Source organism: Flavobacterium sp. NLM (genome assembly GCF_002210235.1).
Classification (GTDB): Bacteria; Bacteroidota; Bacteroidia; order Flavobacteriales; family Flavobacteriaceae; genus Flavobacterium; species Flavobacterium panici.
The window spans coordinates 369,752-385,965 of the sequence record NZ_LIAC01000001.1 but is presented as its reverse complement, the minus strand read 5'-3'; the positions used below and the strand labels follow the sequence as shown (position 1 = coordinate 385,965).

11 protein-coding genes are annotated in these 16,214 nt (G+C 38.3%); 2 read left to right on the top strand and 9 right to left on the bottom strand.

What is annotated here, in order from left to right; translation table 11 throughout:
* Positions 1-136: 136 nt before the first annotated feature.
* Positions 137-1,294 (bottom strand): OmpA family protein, encoded by a 1,158-nt coding sequence (locus APR43_RS01625; protein ID WP_240514910.1) that lies wholly within the window; start codon positions 1,292-1,294, stop codon positions 137-139.
* 315 nt (positions 1,295-1,609) lie between these two features.
* On the opposite strand from APR43_RS01625, the gene APR43_RS01620 reads away from it, so the two are divergent.
* Complete coding sequence (locus APR43_RS01620) at positions 1,610-2,185, top strand: Crp/Fnr family transcriptional regulator (RefSeq protein WP_053471291.1); 576 nt, start codon at positions 1,610-1,612, stop codon at positions 2,183-2,185.
* A 68-nt stretch (positions 2,186-2,253) separates the two neighbouring features.
* Complete coding sequence (locus APR43_RS01615) at positions 2,254-2,706, top strand: carboxymuconolactone decarboxylase family protein (RefSeq protein WP_053471468.1); 453 nt, start codon at positions 2,254-2,256, stop codon at positions 2,704-2,706.
* Between the two features lie 1,373 nt (positions 2,707-4,079).
* Here the strand turns inward: APR43_RS01615 and APR43_RS01610 are convergent.
* The 8 genes from APR43_RS01610 to APR43_RS01575 form a co-directional block, all read right to left on the bottom strand.
* A complete protein-coding gene (locus tag APR43_RS01610; protein ID WP_053471290.1) occupies positions 4,080-5,342 on the bottom strand; it encodes an NAD(P)/FAD-dependent oxidoreductase in 1,263 nt (420 codons plus the stop codon).
* Between the two features lie 238 nt (positions 5,343-5,580).
* Positions 5,581-6,447, bottom strand: coding sequence for a phospholipase A (locus tag APR43_RS01605; protein ID WP_053471289.1), 867 nt, complete (start codon positions 6,445-6,447; stop codon positions 5,581-5,583).
* A 150-nt stretch (positions 6,448-6,597) separates the two neighbouring features.
* Positions 6,598-7,596, bottom strand: a complete 999-nt coding sequence (locus tag APR43_RS01600; protein ID WP_053471288.1) for a beta-ketoacyl-ACP synthase III — start codon at positions 7,594-7,596, stop codon at positions 6,598-6,600.
* A gap of 267 nt (positions 7,597-7,863) precedes the next feature.
* Positions 7,864-8,697 carry a universal stress protein gene (locus APR43_RS01595; protein ID WP_053471287.1) on the bottom strand — a complete coding sequence of 278 codons (834 nt, stop codon included), beginning with the start codon at positions 8,695-8,697 and terminating at the stop codon, positions 7,864-7,866.
* A gap of 85 nt (positions 8,698-8,782) precedes the next feature.
* Complete coding sequence (locus APR43_RS01590; RefSeq protein WP_053471286.1) at positions 8,783-10,051, bottom strand: TolC family protein; 1,269 nt, start codon at positions 10,049-10,051, stop codon at positions 8,783-8,785.
* Between the two features lie 76 nt (positions 10,052-10,127).
* Complete coding sequence (locus APR43_RS01585) at positions 10,128-13,268, bottom strand: efflux RND transporter permease subunit (RefSeq protein ID WP_052483761.1); 3,141 nt, start codon at positions 13,266-13,268, stop codon at positions 10,128-10,130.
* A 22-nt stretch (positions 13,269-13,290) separates the two neighbouring features.
* A complete protein-coding gene (locus APR43_RS01580) occupies positions 13,291-14,325 on the bottom strand; it encodes an efflux RND transporter periplasmic adaptor subunit (RefSeq protein WP_082356398.1) in 1,035 nt (344 codons plus the stop codon).
* Between the two features lie 202 nt (positions 14,326-14,527).
* The gene (locus APR43_RS01575) at positions 14,528-15,433 is read right to left on the bottom strand and encodes a helix-turn-helix domain-containing protein (protein WP_123924562.1); all 906 of its coding nucleotides are present in this window, start codon (positions 15,431-15,433) and stop codon (positions 14,528-14,530) included.
* Positions 15,434-16,214: the final 781 nt, after the last annotated feature.

Genomic DNA, 16,214 nt, shown 5'->3' with positions numbered 1-16,214 from the left:
TTATTACCAATAAAAAAAGCAGGGGTTATTTCCCTGCTTTTTCTCTCCTCTATTGAGAGTTTGATGTACAATAGACAGCCAATTATTTATAGCCAATTGGCCATACAGATTTCTTACTGTCTTTTTACTGCTAATTTCACATAGATGAAATGATAAATTCGCTTCTTCTGTTTTTTAAATGTTCTTCTTCAGAACATGTAACGCCGTCCTTACATCTGTTTAGCAACTGGCTTTCTCCATATCCTTTTCCTCTCAAACGTTTGGCATCGATTCCTTTGCTTACCAGCCAGGCCATAATAGATTTTGCTCTTTTATCTGATAAAATCATATTTGATTTTGCCGATGATCTGCTGTCTGTATGCGAACGTATATCGATTCTCATTTTTGGATATTCCTGCATTACTGCTAAAATCTTTCCTAATTCAGCTGCAGCTGCATCTGTAATATTCCATTTTCCAAGATCAAAATAAATCATCGAAATGTTTAGGGTTTTACCTAAATCTGTTCCAATTTTGATGGCTTTTATTTCCGGAATTTCGATAGCTGCGATTTTTTCTTTTTCTAAAGTAAAATCTAACTTGTTATCGATACTAGTTGTAACCGCAAAACTGCTTTCATTTGCCGGATATTGTTTTCTTTCAACTCTAACAAAATATTTCTTGTTACAGTTTACTTTAAAAGAATACGATCCATCTTGTGCTGTGGTTACTTCTTCAATCTGCTGATGGTTTTCATCAAACAAAATAACTTTTGCACCTTCTATTTTTTCGTTGGCTCTGCTGTCGAAAATAGTTCCGGTTAAAGTTCTTTCGCAAACCAGTTTTTTGGTTTCTGTGAATTTGTAAATATCATCGTTGCCAGCACTGCCTTTTTTATTTGAAGAGAAATATCCTTTTCGTGTCTGGCTGTCTATTATAAAAGCGAAATCATCAAATTTTGTGTTTATTGGCTCGCCAATATTTTGTACCTGATCAAATGTTCCGTTTTCTAAAATTTTAGAAACTACGATATCAAGTCCGCCAAGTCCCGGACGTCCGTCGGTTGCAAAATACAATTCGTTGTCTCCAGAAATAAAAGGGAAAGTTTCTCTTCCTTCGGTATTAATTGACGGGCCTAAATTTTGCGGTTTCGCGAATGTTCCGTCAGCATTAATCGTAACGCTGTACAAATCTGACTGACCTAAAGTTCCGGGCATATCTGATGCGAAATACAATTTCTTTTCGTCTAAACTCAAAGCCGGATGCGCTGTACTGTATCTATCGCTGTTAAAAGGAAGTTCGGCGCTAACTTTCAATCATTTTTGCTTTTATTTTCTTTATTTCAAACAATAGCCAAATTGCATCAAAGTATATACTATATAAAAAACAGCACAAATAGTCGATTTGCCACTCGATAACCTAACAGGATTCGAACCCCCAGAATATAATAGAAAGTGACTCTATATAATCTCCAAATTGCTTTCAATTACTATTCAATGACAAATAATGAAATCTGATTTCAAAAAGTATCTAAGCATATTATTGCTATATTTGCTTAAGAGCCTGCCAGCGATGCCATTCCGATTAAAAAGCTGGCCAAACAGTCAAAACCAATATGTCATTTACGCCAGATGTCCAATATACTCAAAAACCATATAGCCAAATTTGCACAGGTCTCAGACAATGACTTTGAGCAGATCAAAAAATTCTTCGACATTAAAGAAACTTATAAAAAAGAGAACCTTCTAAAGGAGGGACAGATCTGCCGGCATCATTATTTTGTTTTGGACGGCCTGCTTAGAAAGTTTTATATTAACGAGAAAGGTACCGAACAAACCACGGAATTTGCCATAGAAACATGGTGGCTTACCGATAACTTTGCCTACGAGAACCAGCTCGCGACAGAATTTTATATTCAGGCAGTAGAGAAATCAACATTGCTTTACATCACTTTGGAGAAGCAGCAGAAGTTGCTGGAAGAGTTTCCGGTAATGGAGCGCTATTTCCGTTTTGTTTACCAGAGGGCATATGCGGCGGCCCAAAAACGCATTAAATTCCTTTTCTCGTTCTCTAAGGAAGAGTTTTATTTCCAGGCAGTCAGAAACCACCCCGAATTCATCCAGCGCGTTCCCCAATACCTGATTGCTTCCTATCTAGGATTCACACCCGAATACTTGAGCGAAATACGCAAAAGGCTTCTTTCTTAAACCAGTTTAAGTTTTTTCCTTTCCTTATTGTTCAATTTTGCATGGAACAATTTAAAAATAATAATACAATGCAAAAACGACTTAACATTAAGCAGGCCGCTCCAGATGCACTGAAAGCGATGATCGGCCTTGAAAGCTACCTTTCAAAGATTTCCATATCCAAGACAGCCAAAGAACTCATAAAGATACGTGCCTCGCAGATTAACGGCTGTGCATACTGCATCAACATCCACACCCAGGACGCCGTTAAAAACGGCGAGTCAAACCAGCGTATTTTTCTCTTGAGTGCCTGGAAGGAAGCTGGGGACATTTTTACAGAAGAGGAAAAAGCAGTTCTTGCTGTAACTGAAGAAATAACATTAATCCATGAGAATGGATTAACGGATGAAACCTATACAAAGGCCTTGCAGTATTTCAGTGAAAGCCAGATAGCAGATATAATAACGGCCGTAATTACAATCAATCTTTGGAACAGGGTTGTTCTCAGCACCCATCTCCGTATAGGAGAAAGTCTTGCATAACATTGCAAAAAAAAAAATAGTTTAATTACGATGCATCAAAAATTTTAGAATTACAATTAAATTTGAAGACGATAGGCCCGATTTGTTTCGGGCTTATTGCTTTTACGAAAAACTTATTTAGGATAACCAATTAGCAAACATTTTAATGTTTCCGAAAGACGGCAAATTGCTGACATTCCTCTATTTATCACAAAACATACATCAATTTTTTTGGTCCTAATAGCAACACAAATTCTTTTACATCGAGACAAGATTGGTACTGATAGCTGGAAACGCTCCTAAAAATCATTAATATAAAAAATCTGAGAGTAATTCATAAAGCTGAAGAAAAACAATCCTACCCTAACTAAAACATTTTTTTTAATCCTTGATAAAATTTGTAAATTTATATTTGTTTAATGCTATGAATCAATTGAGTTTGTATAATTTTTACATCAATCCCCAACGGTACATCTAAACCAAAATAATATAGCCAATGAAAGACAGACACTACATGTAGTACGCCAATCTCTTCAAATCTTCCAAAAAATTTATTGTAATTTGTCCCGTAGAGGTCACAACGCCAAATGGCGCCAATTGAAGACAATTGGCGCCATTTTTTTTATTTGGACTACTAAAGAAATTAACTTTGAATCATTTTTATCTTTCTTCTGTCTTTCTTTAGCCCGATTGCTTCGCCAGTTCGCTTCGCTCGTGTGCAGTAAGATCCGTTTGTGCCGGTGTTCGGCACAAGCGATTGGAACGTATAGCGGGAAGAGCTCTCACAAATAATATTAAAAGCAACTGCGCTAATCCAAATCGCATTTCAATTGCAGGAAATTTTATGAAGGTCCATATCTTCGATTCCTATCTGCTGCTAGATTTAGGTAAAAAATTGGTTGATTACCGTTGCTGCACTTTTAATTATCATTACTAAACCATTTGGCACAGCTGATGATAGAAATTGGTTTTTCTGTTGCCTTAAAATCTTTTTTTTTTGCGACGCTGAATTTCCGCGTTCAACTGGTTCATTTTAAAAGTTAACGGCAAAAGGCAATGGGTAAACAGCACAATTACAGAGAGCAGTATAAAGTCGTGCGTGCTGTATAGTAAACGAATTAAAAACAGTATTGTCAGAAACATCAGAACACTGATAGCCATCACTATATAAAATATTCCTCTGCGCCTGCATTTAAGTTCCTGCAGTGTTAAAATTGATAAATCCCTACTTTTCATAAAAACCGCTTTGTTTTAAACAGACATGTATTATTAACATTGTAGGACATGTCAAAGAACTCCTGAAAATGTATTGATGTAGTATATGCAGCGACAATCCTTTTAATGTCCTAAAGAATTTTCCTTTCCTAATATAACTTTTGTAAATCCTAAATTATCTACTGCTTTACCTTGCCAATAATGCTGCGTAAAGCCGGATCGTTTGTCATCAAACTCCAAAACCAGTTCGATAATAACTTTAGTCGGTTACGTACTCCTGTTAAAGGTACCAAATGCACGAGCAGCCAAACCAGCCAAGCAGCTAATCCCCCAAAATACATTTTTGGCAAATCAACAACTGCCTTAAATTTTGATATTATGGCCATGCTGCCTTTGTTCTTGTAAAGAAAGGGTTTCGTCTTAATACCGAGGATCTCGCGCTGTAAGTTTTCTGCAAGTTGTTTTCCCTGCTGTATGGCTACCTGAGCTAATTGTGGATGGCCTTGAGGGTATCGGGTATCATGAAGAGCCAACGCCTGATCCCCGATACAGAAAAGATTAGAATAACCATCTACCTGATTAATGTCATTAACCAATATCCTGTCTCCCCTTCCTATACAAGCGGCAACAATACCATCAACTTTTCGAGCTTTTACCCCTGAGGTCCATAACAAAGTTTCTGCTATAATTATCTCCCCGCTGGAGAGTTTCACCTCGCTGTTTTGGTAATCGTTGACCAAAGTGTTCAGCATAATAATTACTCCCAGTTTTTCAAGTACACGGTAAGCCTCTTGCTGTGCATTAATGCTCATCGTATTGAGAAGATTTGGTGCTCCCTCAATAAGATATATTTTTGCTTTTAGACCTAAAGCCTCCGGATAATCTTTGTCTGCAATGTTTCTGCCCAATTCCGCTATCTTTCCAGCAAGCTCGACCCCAGTCGGTCCTCCACCAGCAATTACAATAGTTGAAAATTTTTGCTTTTCTTCTAGAATTACACTTCTCATGCTCTTCTCCATAGAAAAAAGTATATGATTACGTATCATAAGGGCATCCTCTATACTCTTCATCGCAATTGCATTTTTCTTTATGTTTTCATTTCCAAAATAATTAGGTTCTGTTCCCATAGCAAGTACCAGGTAATCATATGAGAGTGTACCCTGGTCTGTCACAAGCTTATTAAATTCAGGAAGTACCTTATCTAGTTTGCCCATATGGAAACGGATATTAGATGCCTTTTGAAAAAGCTTGCGAAAAGGATAAATTATATTGGATGGCTCAATAAAAGCAGTAGAAACCTCATATAGAAGCGGCGGAAAAAAATGATAATTGTGTTGATCTAACACTATAACATCCAGCTTAGGATTATTTGCAAACTTTTTTGCGAGACGAATCCCGGCAAAACCACCGCCAACTATAACAACCTTTTTTTTATTATCCATTTTACTGGTATTAATTTTAAATATTATAACCTCCTGCCTTCAATTTGCTTTATATAAAGCTATTGAAACAAAAACTACTATTCTCCGGGCAAAGGTAGCTGTCCAAAAGCAATAGAAAAAGGTCAATAAATAGCCAAAATTGGTCTAAATGAAGCTTTTTTACTTTAAAATCGTAAGCATTAATTTATCCCAAAATTTCTAATTAAACCGTATCAGCATGAAATATCATTTTTATGATTCAGTAAAAACGGTGAAATGTCGGTTTCAAAATAAATCCTGCCCGGAGCATTCCCCTTTCAGATTTAAAATCTATCAGACTCTCACTATAACCCTGCCACCACTGCAGGGTAATGAGCTGATTAGCCTTTTTTGACAGTTTATAGCTGATCCCTGCATTCAAACTTCCCTTGAAATCCCAGCTGGCGCCTTTTCTTAGCGTTAAGTCAAAAAACAATCTGTCATTGCAGGTGATCCACTGAAGCTGCCCCTCGCCGTATCCGATGTATTTTGGAAGAGATGGATTGTTATCTATCAAAAAAGGCAGCCATGCCTTGACCGAAACAAAAAGTTCGGGAGAAAATACTCTAATAAATCCTATCGAAATCATATTTATGCTTCTTGAATAGATACTGTCGCGTCCATTGGATTCGTGTTCTATTCCATAGGTCAGAGCACCAACAAAATGATTATTTCTAAATACAGGCCTGAGCATCATCAATCCCGGATTATAATTGCTTTCCTCAAAAGGGCTTGATGCTTTATATATCTTCCAAAAGGATTTTTGTGTGTACGTTAGATAAGCATAAGAATCAAACAGCAAAGGTTTGTCTGATAATCGCTGCTTGAAGCTAAACTGAAACTTAGCATCCATGCTGTTTCTCGTAGGTGTTTTATCTAAATTCACACCCGTTACAAAATAATTATCTTTATAGATCGAAAAGGCAGGAAGCTGGGTAATTATTTTATGAATTGAATCTCTATCCAAGGAAAATTGCGCATAGCTGAAGGTATAAAACATTAATAACAGTAAGAAATAGTTATTTTTTATGTACCGAGAAAATAGATTGCATTTCATATAATTTTTTATTAGTAAAGCATCAGCCATTTATTCTAAATTCAACTCAATAGCAGATTTAAAAATTTATTTGCAGAGAGATCACAATAAATTATGCGCCTCACAAATAGATTATTTAAGATTGTATAAAATAGTCGTCAGTAAATTGACACTACTTCTTTTTGACTTCTTTTTGCTGTATCAGCATTTTTTTTGTCTCGCATTACCCCCCCATTTTATACAAGCTGCTCCCCAAGAGAAGCCAGCCCCGAAGGTTGTGATTAATAGGTTTTCTCCTGTCTTAAAATCATCTTTGAAATCCCAAAGACAAAGAGGAATTGTTGCAGAGGTCGTATTTCCGTATTTCTGGATATTAATTTTTATTCTGGATTTATCGATACCTAAATTTGAACCCACCGCCTCAATTATCCGCAGATTGGCCTGATGCGGTATTACCCAGTCAATATCATCCGTGCTAAAGCCGCAGCTTGTTAAAACTTCCCCACTTACAGAACTCATTGCTGCAACTGCCTTTTTAAAAACATAAGCCCCATCCTGTTTTATGTAATGATCTCTATGAAGTAAACTCTGCATACCAGCAGGTATTTTAGAACCTCCTGCCGGAACTAAAAGCGAAGAAGTACCACTCCCGTCAGTATGAAGAATCGATTTCAATAATCCAAAATCAGATTCTGATGCTTCAAGCAATACAGCTCCTGCTCCATCGCCAAACAAAATACAGGTAGAGCGATCTTCATAATCTACAAGAGAACTCATTTTGTCTGCCCCTGCCACCATAACTTTCTTGTAACGCCCGCTTTCGATCAGGCAGCCCGCTAATTCAAGTGCATATAAAAAACCGCTGCATGCTGCATTGATATCAAGTCCAAAGGCATTTTGTAAATTGCTTTTTTCACATACCAGAGATGCTGCCGGCGCCAGCATATGATCGGGAGTAGCAGTAGCAAGTATCAAGACTTCAATCTCATACGGGTCAACCTCATAGTTTTCGATAAGATTATTAATCGCACCAGATGCAAGATCAGATACAGCAGTATCATCGTCGGCTATTCTGCGCTCTTTAATTCCTGTTCTTTTTTCAATCCATTGTTCTGAAGTATCTACTGTTTTAGAAATTTTTTTATTATCTAAAATTGAAGGCGGCACATAGCCACCGACAGCTGTTATGACGGCATTCATTGTCTATTTTTTTTTAAGCGTAGCTTTTTCATATCGTTATAATGCACTTAATCGAAAAAAGATTAAACAGATGTTTTTTAATCTTTTTTCAATTAAAATAATGGTCACCGAAAGTCTCGGCAACATATTTATTTAATGAAGTTTTTCTTGATATTTTCGATAAAGTAGTAATCATAAATAAAGGCAGCGAAATTGCCTCCTGAATAATAAGCAAGTACGATGGAATACTAGCCCATTGGTTATAACCGTTTTAAACACCCCCGCTTTTTAATACTGCGGAAATGACAATAAAGGGACATCTAAACCCGATGCCATTATTCTTGTTTTGCTTTTGTGGACCAGAGAATCCCAAAAACCATATTTTTTGGGCACCATGACCAGTATATCTGCCTGATAGCGCTTTATTTCTTTTTCTATTTCATTAATAACGGCATTTGACCGCACTGTCTTGTAAATGTACTTCACATCCTCAAACTCTTTTCCCAGTGTGCCATCCCTTACTGCTGCCTCATCCCGTTTCCTTATTTCAGCAACACTTTCCTCGACACTGAAAAGTTCAATCTCAATATCAGGATTTCCTATTACCTTGATAATCCAGCTGAATCTCCTAGCGGCCGAAAAACTCAGCGTATCACAGGCATATAATACTTTTCTTAATTTTTTAAATCGGGCATTGAGAGGCACTGCCAAAACAGGGATATCAATATTTTTAATGACTGATGTTGTGGTGTTGCCCTGCAGATCCTGCTCAAAAGAACGTTCTGCCATACCCATTACAACCAATTCAGCACCTGTGCTTTCAAGTACAGCTGCCAGTTCGTCTTTCAGAAAGGAATAGCTGCAGCAACATTGGACTTCAATTTTAAACAAATGGGCTATTTCTTTACCCAGGGTTTCCAGTCTTAAAATAGCCCTGTCTAATTCTTTCTGCATTTCTTCTGCGCTGATAAGCGCATTTGCGCTGTGCACATTTAAGCTAAAAGAGTTAAATAGAACAAGTTTCGCATTTGCGGCTTGGGCAATTCCTGCCGCATAGGTAACGGCATTTCTGGCTGTATCGGAATAATTTGTAGCAGCGATGATGGTTAGCGGTGTGATCATAGTTGTATGTTTTTAGATGCTTTTGCAAGCCATCAGATATTTTGATTATAAGCAGAAGAGAAAATGCTTCTGCTTATAAAATTATTTAGTATTCGCCAATTGCTTTTTTGTATTTGGCTTCGCTGATTTTGTATCCTGCCTTTGCATCGATAAGATCAGCGTAGGCTTTCTGCCAAAGCACCTGGGCTTCCAAAACGTCTTCTCCCAGAACGGTTCCGGCATCAAAACGATCCTGATTTAAACGAAGATTTTCCTCAGCCTGTTTTAGTGACTTTTTATTCAGATCTATTTGTGTTGCAGCCTGATTAAGCATCAGCCATGCGTTCTGAACCTCAATGCTCAAAAGTTCTTTTGTTTCCTCAAGTTCCAACTTTTGCGCTTCGGTTACAAAATGCTGTTCTTTTACCTTCTGTTTCCTCGCTCCCCAATCCAGAATAGGAACAGAAACTGTTACCAGTCCCACAAATGCCTTCATATCATCGCTCCCGTCAGAAAAATTAATCTTTTTACCGTAAGATGCCAGGCCGTTTGCACTTAAGGCAACAGTGGGTTTTTGGTCTCCTTCCAGTAACTTGGCCTGGTACTCGTTGACCTCGACTGACTTGCTGAGCGCATAGATCTCAGGACGGTTATTTACAGCCGACGCAACATCGGCTTTGCTTATCAGCCGCATATCATCTGAAAAATTGCCTGCTACATCGTATTGAGCTGCACTTAAACCTGTAATCTGAGACAGAGCCAGTTTGGTTATCGTTAAACCGTCTTTAGCTTTTGTCAGGTTAAGGATCGCTTCGTTTTGCTGCACTTCCACTTTAAGCAGATCATTTTTATAGATCAAACCTGCATTAAAAGAGTTCTCAAGGTCTTTTTTCAATTCGCCTAAAAGGCTTAGATATTTTTCTGCCAGAACTACTTTTTCCTTTAGGTTGACAGCCTGCCAATACGCAGTTTCAGCGTTCAGCAGCACCTCGTCTTCGGTTAAATTTTTCTGGGCGCTCTGCAGGTCAACCAATGAACTTGTCATTTTTTTTGCCGTCTGGATTTTGTTTCCTGCATAGACAACCTGGGTCACGGCTACAGATCCATTAGCACTGTATTCCGGCAGTAAGGTCCTGAAAGGATCCGAGAGATAGAGCCCGAAAACGCTTGCCTCTACGGTGGGTTTTGTCGCTGCATTGGCCGCCTGATTGGCCGCTTTGGCTGCACTAATGCTGCTTTGGGCCTTCTTGAGTTTTTTGTTGTTTTCCAAAGCCATGCTTCTGATCTGATCCAGAGAGACAGTCTGCTGCCCGTGAACAATTCCTGAGAAAAAAATCAGGAACAAAAAATATATAGTGTTTTGTTTACTTTTCATGTCAATTCATTTTTAAACAATCCTGCCGAAATTTTATTACAAATCGACAGGAGGTTTGAAGAATTATTATTATTTATCAATGCTGGTGAACCGGCTTATACAGTACATCCTCTTCTCCATCAGGCTGCTCTTGAGGCGCTTCATCTTCGATTATAGGGTTCTTCAGTAACTTATAGTACATGACAGGCACCACAAAAAGGGTTAGGATCATCGAAAAGATCAAACCAAAAGCTAGCACGCTTCCCAGCGGACCCCACATAGGCGATTTACCTATAATCATAGGCACTACGCCGACTGCGGCAGCGGCAGAAGTCAGGAAGATAGGTCTCATTCTACGTTTAGCAGCGGCAATTGCAGCAGCTTTGTGTTTGTATCCATGATCTCTGATAAGCTCATCTGCATAATCGACCAGTATGATTCCATTTCGCACCACGATGCCTATCAAACTTATGATTCCCATAAACCCAGTCATCCCAAGTGGATTACCTGTTACAAGAAGTCCTAGGAAGGCTCCAAAAAGACTCAGTAAAAAGGTGCACAATACGATAAGCGCCTTTCCAAGACTTTTGAACTGAAACAAAAGTGTCAGGAAAATCAAAATAAGGCTGACTCCTAAAGATATTCCCATACTTGGCGCATTCTCCCCGCTTGATTCAGCGTCTCCTCCGTATTGAATAGTAGTTCCGGCAGGAAGTTTAAGAGCATCTATTTCCGGCTTTACTTCTTGAAGAATACGCGAGGGTTTTTTACCCAGCTGCGCCTCTGAATATACACTCAGCATCTTTAATCCGTTTCTTCTCAGTAGCATTCCGGTGTGCCATTCAGGATCTAGAGTTGCTACAGCTTTAAGCGGCACTTTCTTCCCGTAACGTGTTGTAATGTGAAGATTCTGCAAGGCAACGAGATCTTTACGGCTGTCTTCGTCATAACGAAGGAAAATGTCTACCGTCTTATCTCCTTCCCATAAGGTGGAAATAGAATATCCTTTTAAACCGGCTCCTAAAGTCTGCGTAATGGCTTGTGTGCTTATACCTAAGCGGCTTGCTTTCGCATTATCTATATTGAGTTTAACCCCCATATAATCGTACTCGCTGCTCAATCGGACATAGTTGACCCCCTCAGCTTTTTCCAGAATTTTTTTGACTTCTATAGCTGTACGTTTCTGATCGGCTTCATTTTCGCTTACCACCCTGATATCAATCGGAGCACCCTCCTGAAAACTCAGCTGTTTGATTTTAACCGCTCCGTCCTGCATAAAACCTTTTAGCTTGTCCAGATACTCTTTGGCCATTTCATTTGTTGCATCAATGTCGGTTGTTGTAATAAATACCTGCGCAAATTGCTTTCTTGGAGTTTCCGGTGCGTATGACGTATGAAAACGAGGTGAACTCATTCCTATGAAACTCGTTACGTCAACAACCCGTTTGTCTTGTTTTAGGATATTTTCCAATTCTTTTACTTTCGCTTCGGTTTTCTCCAAAGACGTGCCGTTTGGCATCCAGACTTCCATATTAAACTGATTGCGCTCACTTAAAGGGAAAAATTCAGAATCGACTTTTGTAGCAATAAAGAGAGCTGCAACAACAGAAAGCAATCCCAATCCCATAGTTGTTTTAGGATTTCTAAAAGCTGCTTCTACTCCTTTGTCAAAAGCGGACTGAAGGTGATCCAGCAGGTTTTTCTTTATGGGTCTGTCGCTTATTTTGTGTTTTAATCCTTTCTTTATAAACACATAACAAGTGTACGGGGTAAAAAGAAGCGCAATAAGCATGGAAACAATAAGAGCTATGGCAACAGTTACCGGAAGATAAAACATAAAATCCTTAGCAATTCCGTCCATAAAAATGGCCAGCGGCAAAAATGCGAATATAATGGCGAGTGTTGCCGTAAATATTGGAACCATCAATTGTTTGGCAGCCTGCCAGGCACCTGTCCAAGGCTCTACGCCTTCGTCGAGTTTCTCGATATAATTGTCGACCACCACAATGGCATTATCGACTACCATTCCTAGTACAATAATAAGAGCGGCCAGTGTTACCTGATGAAGCTCCACCCCGAACATGCTCATAAAGGCAAAAGTAATCAGCATAGAAATCGGAGCTGCCGCGGAAGCCACTACTGCTATACGAAAAGGCAGTAAAAGCATGACCACCAAAAGCACCGATCCGATTGCCAGACCAAATTCTTTCATAAAATGACTGATACTGTGCTCCACATCTTTTGGCTGGTTCACAATGGTTTTCATTTTAATATCCGGAGGAAATGTTTTTTGGATAGCCGCAATTTTTGCTTCAACTTCTTCACCAAATGCTACAATATTGTTCCCCGGAAGCATATCGACAGACAAGACCATAGCTTTGTCTTCCCCTACACGTACAAATGATGATTTTTCTTCGAAACGGCGTTCAATCTCAGCCACATCTTTTAAACGGACAATTGTTCCAGATGGTGTCGTGTAGACAATCTGGCTGGCAATATCATTTTCATCCTTGTAACGGCTGTTGGCATAAATAGGCACAATATTATTAGATCCTACTGATACTTCTCCAGTATAGCCTGTAATATTCTGCTGTTGCAGGATCCCCATTAAAGCGCCGGCATCCAAGCCATACTGCTGAAGTTTTTTATCGTTTATTTTAATATAGATCTGCTGTCTTTGCCCCCCCGAACGATTGATCTTAGAAACCATCGGAATGACTTTTAACCCGTCTTCCAGTTTGTCAAGGTATTTTTCGATCTCAGCATACGAACGCTCTTTTGACGATACAGAAATAATCATTGCCGTAACATCGGCAAAATTACTGTTGATAAAGGGCCCTATAACACCCTGAGGCAATTTTGAACGCAAATTGGCATCCATATCCAGTTGCAGAGTATGCCAGAATTTCTTTCTGTCTTTTACATTTGTGTAAATTTCGGTAGTAATAAAAACCTGTCCTTCACGAACTTCTGACTTTACTTTCTTCTTTTTGATTTCTTCAAATGAGAATAAGTACTGTTCTATTTTCTTTGCCACTTCTTCTTGTACCTGATGTTCATCAGCACCTGGATAAATAGCATATACCAGAGCTGTAGGCATATCAATTCTAGGGTTTTCGCTTCGGGGCATGTTCACTAAGGAATTGATTCCCATCAGCATCAGCAGGACAACCAGTACAATGACAACCTGCTTGTGCTTCATTGCGGCTTCTAAAAAGTGTATTTTTCGCTTTGTCATCTTTTAATTGAATTTTAGAAAATTAGAATTTGACAGGCGTACCGTCTATTAAGTTGGTTTGTCCGTTTACAATGATTTTGTCGCCCGCCTGAAGTCCTTCTTTTACCACAACATCATTCGTTCCGGTTATTTTAGATATATTGACTCTCTTTTTAAAAGCAGTATTTCCTTCTTTGGCGATATACACGTAGTTTATATTATCTGGATCTCGCACTAGGGCTTGCGCAGGAATAATTATTGTATTTTGAATCTGTCCGGAGTTGATGCTGATATCGGCAATCATTCCAGGAAGCAGCTGTCCATTGACATTCTCCAGACGCACCTTAACGGTGTAAGTTTTCGAAAGATCATCGCCCTGCGGATTTATTATGGTGATTTTTCCTTTGATTTCCCTATTCAGGGATGGAATTGTAATATTGGCGTCTGCACCTATTTTCAATGAAGTGATTTCATTTTCATTAATAGCTGCCACAGCATATACTTTGTCTGTTTTTACAATGGTAAAAGCTGGAATTCCAGGCGCTGCGCTGGCACCTGCCTCGGTGAGTTTATGGGTTACGATTCCTGAGAAAGAAGCATACAATTTGGTATCGTGCATGTTTTTTGATGCCGTTTCTTTATTGGCTTTTGCTTGTGCCAGACCGGTTTTTCCAGAAATATAATCTCGTTCGGGAAGGCTTCCTTTTTTATAGAGCTGATCGAGACGGTTGAAATTATCCTGAGCCTGTTCCAAGGCTGCATTTGCGACGATAAGATTGTTCTGACAGGCATTCTGCTCTATTGATGCCAGAAGCTGTCCTTTGACAACACGCTCTCCCTCCTGTACCAGAACAGCAGTCACCCTTCCCGGAATGCTAAAGCCGATAGAAACAGTATTGTCTGCTTTAATAGTGCCGCTGTAATCCAAAACTTCTGCCTGAGATGACAGTTCAATTTCCCTAACACTTACTTTTACAGGTTCAACTGTCTGGTTTTGGTCTGTTTCCTTTTTACCGCATCCGGCACTTAATAACATAATACTCAGAATAGATAAGATATTCCTCTTAAACATTACCATATAATTTGCTTTTTTATATTGATTAATAAAAGTCCATGCAGTTATTCCAACTGATGGTGCAAATCTCCATAGAATGTTTAGTCTACAAAAGGTCTGTTCCGAGCCGTTTTTGGTCTATAACCATCATTTTAGATAATAGCGTTTCGCCTCACTTGCATAAGAAAGGTAGTTTTTAAAGAAAAATACAGCACTAATTTTAATGTTATTTGTATTTGTCTCGAAATGATTTTGGGGTGATTTTCATTTTCTTTTTAAAGAATTTCCCGAAAAAAGACTGGTCACTGAAATGAAGTATTTCAGCAATTTCTGCCAGCGAATGAGAGGTTTCCATCAGCAGGTTTCGCGCCTCCATGACTACTGCTTCCTCAATAATTTCGCGCGAAGTGTTTCCCGTAACCTCTTTGGTTAGTTTAGACAAATGCCCAGCAGTTATAAATAGTTTATCGGCATAAAACTTGACATTTCTATTATTGCGAACATGAATCGAAAGCAAGGATAAAAACTCATGAATGATCTCTTTCTTTCTATTGGTTTTCAAATTGGCCTGATTTACTCCGCTTCGGTGCATTTCCATCATTTCAAGCGCCAGCAGATTGAAATAGTGAAATATTTTTGCCTTCTTATAGAGATTATGTTCTGATTGTGACAAATTCAGTGTATACATTTTTGTCATGATATCGAAAATAATACTATACTGATCTTCTGTAAGTGATAATATTGGGGTTTGGTTAAGCTCTGTTAATCTAAAAAGTCTTATATCCTCATAATTAAGCATATTGGTCATAGCAAATTCGTCCGTAAATACACAACCTATATTCTGAACAGGTTCTATAATTTCCAAAATATGTATCATCGACTGTGACGATAGTACCATCGTATCCATTGGACCAACAATATAGGTCTGCAAATCAATCTGTACTTTTATCCTTCCTTCCAGCATGAGCAATACAGCGGTATTGCAGCTTCTAAAAGGAAAAGGAAATGGATTTCCTTCAATAACCTCTTTATTGTAATGCACATGAAACTCTGTTCCGTGTGCTGCTTCTTCCCCCAGCATATTAATAATATCCCGCAGGCTGTAATTTCGAATTTCTGTATATCTGCCCACTTTTATTAATTATGACAAAGCAAAGTTAAAATATTAACTTTTAAACTTAAGGCAATTTTTTAAAATCCAGCATTTGGAGTTGATGTTTTTTTGCTGCAAAAAATTAAAGTGAATTTTACAGGTGTTTCGCTTGATTAATATGTATGGTAATTAAAAGGCACAGTACATTTTTTTCAAAGCTTCAAGTTCCATTCTATATAAATGCTAGAGCTTTATGCAACAAATCTGGAACTCAAGTTATTTTTTTTTACTTTTAAACTGCATTTTAGCTTAACGGATTGCTCTATTGACTTCTTGTTCAATTCATGCAAGAAATTGGCTTATTTCTGACTTAATCTTTTTTCTCGCACAAAAAGCAAAGACGAATAATATTTGTAGAGTTGTATATTAGTTTACCGCCATAAACCAATTGAGTTTTTATATTTTTTTGCATCAATCCCCAACAGGACGTCTAAACCAAATTTACAAAGCCAATGAAAGACAGACGCTACATGTAGTAAGCCAATTTCTTCAAATCATCCATAAATGATGTTGAAATTTGTCCTGTTCCTGTCACATACAAGCCAAATGGCGTCAATTGAAGACAATTGACGCCATTTTTCATATTACATCCTTCAATTTTTATATTACTCAATCAGTACGTTATCTCTTGTTTGATAAGCCTAAAAAGGATATTATTAAGCATAAGTAAAAAAGGAACGGCCCTTTGTTAGGCTGTTCATCGAGTGCTGTTTCTATAGCCGTCAAGATCTTTCAATTTTTGAAACTTCTGTAAATTACA

Bases quoted from the DNA above. Each gene is read 5' to 3' on its own strand.
- APR43_RS01610 (WP_053471290.1), bottom strand. From the start codon at position 5,342: ATGGATAATAAAAAAAAGGTTGTTATAGTTGGCGGTGGTTTTGCCGGG.
- APR43_RS01580 (WP_082356398.1), bottom strand. From the start codon at position 14,325: ATGGTAATGTTTAAGAGGAATATCTTATCTATTCTGAGTATTATGTTA.
- APR43_RS01605 (WP_053471289.1), bottom strand. From the start codon at position 6,447: ATGGCTGATGCTTTACTAATAAAAAATTATATGAAATGCAATCTATTT.
- APR43_RS01615 (WP_053471468.1), top strand. From the start codon at position 2,254: ATGCAAAAACGACTTAACATTAAGCAGGCCGCTCCAGATGCACTGAAA.
- APR43_RS01585 (WP_052483761.1), bottom strand. From the start codon at position 13,268: ATGACAAAGCGAAAAATACACTTTTTAGAAGCCGCAATGAAGCACAAG.
- APR43_RS01620 (WP_053471291.1), top strand. From the start codon at position 1,610: ATGTCCAATATACTCAAAAACCATATAGCCAAATTTGCACAGGTCTCA.
- APR43_RS01590 (WP_053471286.1), bottom strand. From the start codon at position 10,051: ATGAAAAGTAAACAAAACACTATATATTTTTTGTTCCTGATTTTTTTC.
- APR43_RS01595 (WP_053471287.1), bottom strand. From the start codon at position 8,697: ATGATCACACCGCTAACCATCATCGCTGCTACAAATTATTCCGATACA.
- APR43_RS01600 (WP_053471288.1), bottom strand. From the start codon at position 7,596: ATGAATGCCGTCATAACAGCTGTCGGTGGCTATGTGCCGCCTTCAATT.